The 2,393-nt window shown below is 45.7% G+C and carries 5 protein-coding genes; 4 read left to right on the forward strand and 1 reads right to left on the reverse strand.

All coding sequences use genetic code 11. The features are described from left to right. The coding region (locus tag ABGY95_RS12250) for a hypothetical protein (RefSeq protein WP_347441968.1) at positions 1-258 on the reverse strand (258 nt) is incomplete at its 3' end. A 118-nt stretch (positions 259-376) separates the two neighbouring features. On the opposite strand from ABGY95_RS12250, the gene gspG reads away from it, so the two are divergent. The 4 genes from gspG to ABGY95_RS12270 form a co-directional block, all read left to right on the forward strand. Then, positions 377-823 carry a type II secretion system major pseudopilin GspG gene (gspG, locus tag ABGY95_RS12255; protein WP_347441969.1) on the forward strand — a complete coding sequence of 149 codons (447 nt, stop codon included), beginning with the start codon at positions 377-379 and terminating at the stop codon, positions 821-823. Further along, positions 792-1,313 carry a prepilin-type N-terminal cleavage/methylation domain-containing protein gene (locus ABGY95_RS12260; RefSeq protein ID WP_347441970.1) on the forward strand — a complete coding sequence of 174 codons (522 nt, stop codon included), beginning with the start codon at positions 792-794 and terminating at the stop codon, positions 1,311-1,313. Before gspG ends, ABGY95_RS12260 begins: the two co-directional genes overlap by 32 nt. After that, a complete protein-coding gene (locus ABGY95_RS12265; protein WP_347441971.1) occupies positions 1,303-1,737 on the forward strand; it encodes a hypothetical protein in 435 nt (144 codons plus the stop codon). The genes ABGY95_RS12260 and ABGY95_RS12265 overlap by 11 nt, the downstream gene beginning before the upstream one ends. After that, on the forward strand, positions 1,738-2,393 hold a 656-nt coding region (locus ABGY95_RS12270), incomplete at its 3' end, for a prepilin-type N-terminal cleavage/methylation domain-containing protein (protein ID WP_347441972.1).

Here is a 2,393-nt window from a genome sequence, read left to right on the forward strand (position 1 = left end):
ATCTAACTCTGACACACCTCTAAAAAACTCTTCTTCCTGAACCAATCCAGCATCTAACAACGCATCAATTATTGGCAACTGCATCTGGACGGCACTATCGATAAGCTCCTCAACACTTGCCACCTCGGCACGACTTGAGGCACAGGCCAACTCGAAGAGCTGCTTCACAATTGGACTTCTTTCTAAAATTTCACTCATCTTCGGTTCAGCAAAGCCCTCGCTCAGGGTTTCAACATTATCAGCGACTTTAAGTTGCAAAGTGTTCTTACCTTACTCCATTAATAGTTCAAGGCGGGATTACTTTTCAAAAAAGTTAACCACCTCTCTATGGTCGATTATTTGACAAATTACCACAAATGACATACCCCACTTGTTCATGAACTGCCCACCCACAAAAAATCGATCCAAACTTCGCAAAGCTTTCACGCTCCTCGAAATGATGATGGTCATGGCAATTATTGCCATTCTAGTTGGCGGAGTGATTGGCCTAACTAGGAACTTCTCAGGTGGGGCTAGAATCCAAAAAGCTGAGAGCGAAATGCAGAGTCTAGCAGCCCATTTACTCCAATATAAAAACCTCGCTGGTCGTTACCCTACAAGCGAACAGGGGCTCAACGCTCTGGTCTCGAAACCAAGCTCAGCACCAAAGCCACGCCGGTGGAATCAATCGCTAAAATCCGTACCTCTTGACCCATGGGGTAATCCATATATCTACAAGATTCCTGGCACAAAAGACTCATCTACCTATGAGATCATCAGCTTAGGTACCGATGGTCAACTAGGCGGAGACGATGACATCAGCTCACAAGACGCGGCGCAATAAGCGTCTCCAGCCTAGAGCAGGCTTCACACTCTTAGAAATAATGGTCACCATGGCCATTACTTCTATCATCTTGGGCTCAGCGGTCCTCTATGTCGCAAACCAAAATAATGGCACACTTAATAAACTAAGCCAACAAACCCAGATCATGGCGAAGGAAACACTTCGCAACGCCAAACTTGAAGCTCGCCCATTTTCCATTTATATAACGCCTCGAGAAATCTGGGTTCAACCAGAAAGAATGCTTTTAGATGGTGAGAAACCAACCCCACCAAAGTCGGCACTAGACATTCCTGAGGGCGTTCGCGTGTCACTTTTAACTAGCCCTGATAGCGACTGGATCACTGTAGAAAAAAACGACGCCCCCTTTATCTGGACCTTTACTCAGTCTGGCCTCTGCGACGCTCTTGAAATACAATTTGAAGACGACGACAACATTCAGACTGCAACCTTCCACTCACTCACCGCTGGAGAAATTATCAATGAAGACTAGCCGACAGAATCGCCGCACCGGCTTCATGTTGTTAGAGGCTCTCTTAGCCTTCAGTATATTCGGGATAGCCGTCACCAGTATAGTCATAGCTCTCCACCGCACTGCTGAACTCAGCCAAGCAGTGGTTCACGAACAATGGGTCAAACAACAGGCGCAAAACCTCCTCAAGGAGGTCCTAACAACTCCTAGAACGGGTAACGACTTTGCTCGTGATGAAAGCTTTTTTATTGACCAAACTACCGACGCCCGAATTCTCATAGAACCACTAGAAGTTGTGGACAAAGACGGCAACAAGTTAGACGAGTTCTATACGGTGATCATAACGATTTATTGGGATAACGACGGCACACGCTCCGAACAAGTCTTTTCCACCATTCACTACGCCAACATGCTTAGTGGAGCAAACCCAGCAGGTGGCAGCTGAATGATCACCAAACCACAAAGTTTGCGTAATGGATTTACGCTGTTAGAAACCATTTTGGCTATGTCCATATTGGCTGTCATGATGTCAGTCATTTTCTCGATCACGACAAGCTCAGTAAGCCTAGGACGGGGCATTGTAAGCATCCAGTCGAACTCACGTCACCAGGCAGCACTCTACGATTACCTCACACAACTCTTTGCTAACCTCCCAAGTGATGCCAAATTTACACTAGAGCAAAACAACCAAGATTTTCAAACTCTCACGATTGAAAATCCAAACACAGAATTTCCTGCACAAGGTCGCCAAAATCTAGCAAAACAACTCTGGATCGCAATTGGTACTGATCGAGACGGTCTAGCCAACCTCAACCTCGAGACATCTGATCAGATTGAGGAAGAGGCCAGCAACCACGAACCAATCTATTTTCAAACTGAATTGGTTAGATCTCTAACTAATATTCGTTGGGAATTCTACAGTACCAACCGAAATGAATGGAGTCCTGAATGGGCACCATCGATGGGGCGACCTTCACAAATAAAACTCTTTTACTCCTACCCTGAGCACGAAGATGAGCACATGCATTATTTTTGGATTCCTAAACGAACGGAACCACAACTTAACATGAAAACGCAACAACCATCGTCGGAACCACAACA

It is taken from the genome of Rubritalea sp. (assembly GCF_039830215.1).
Taxonomy (GTDB): Bacteria; Verrucomicrobiota; Verrucomicrobiia; order Verrucomicrobiales; family Akkermansiaceae; genus Rubritalea.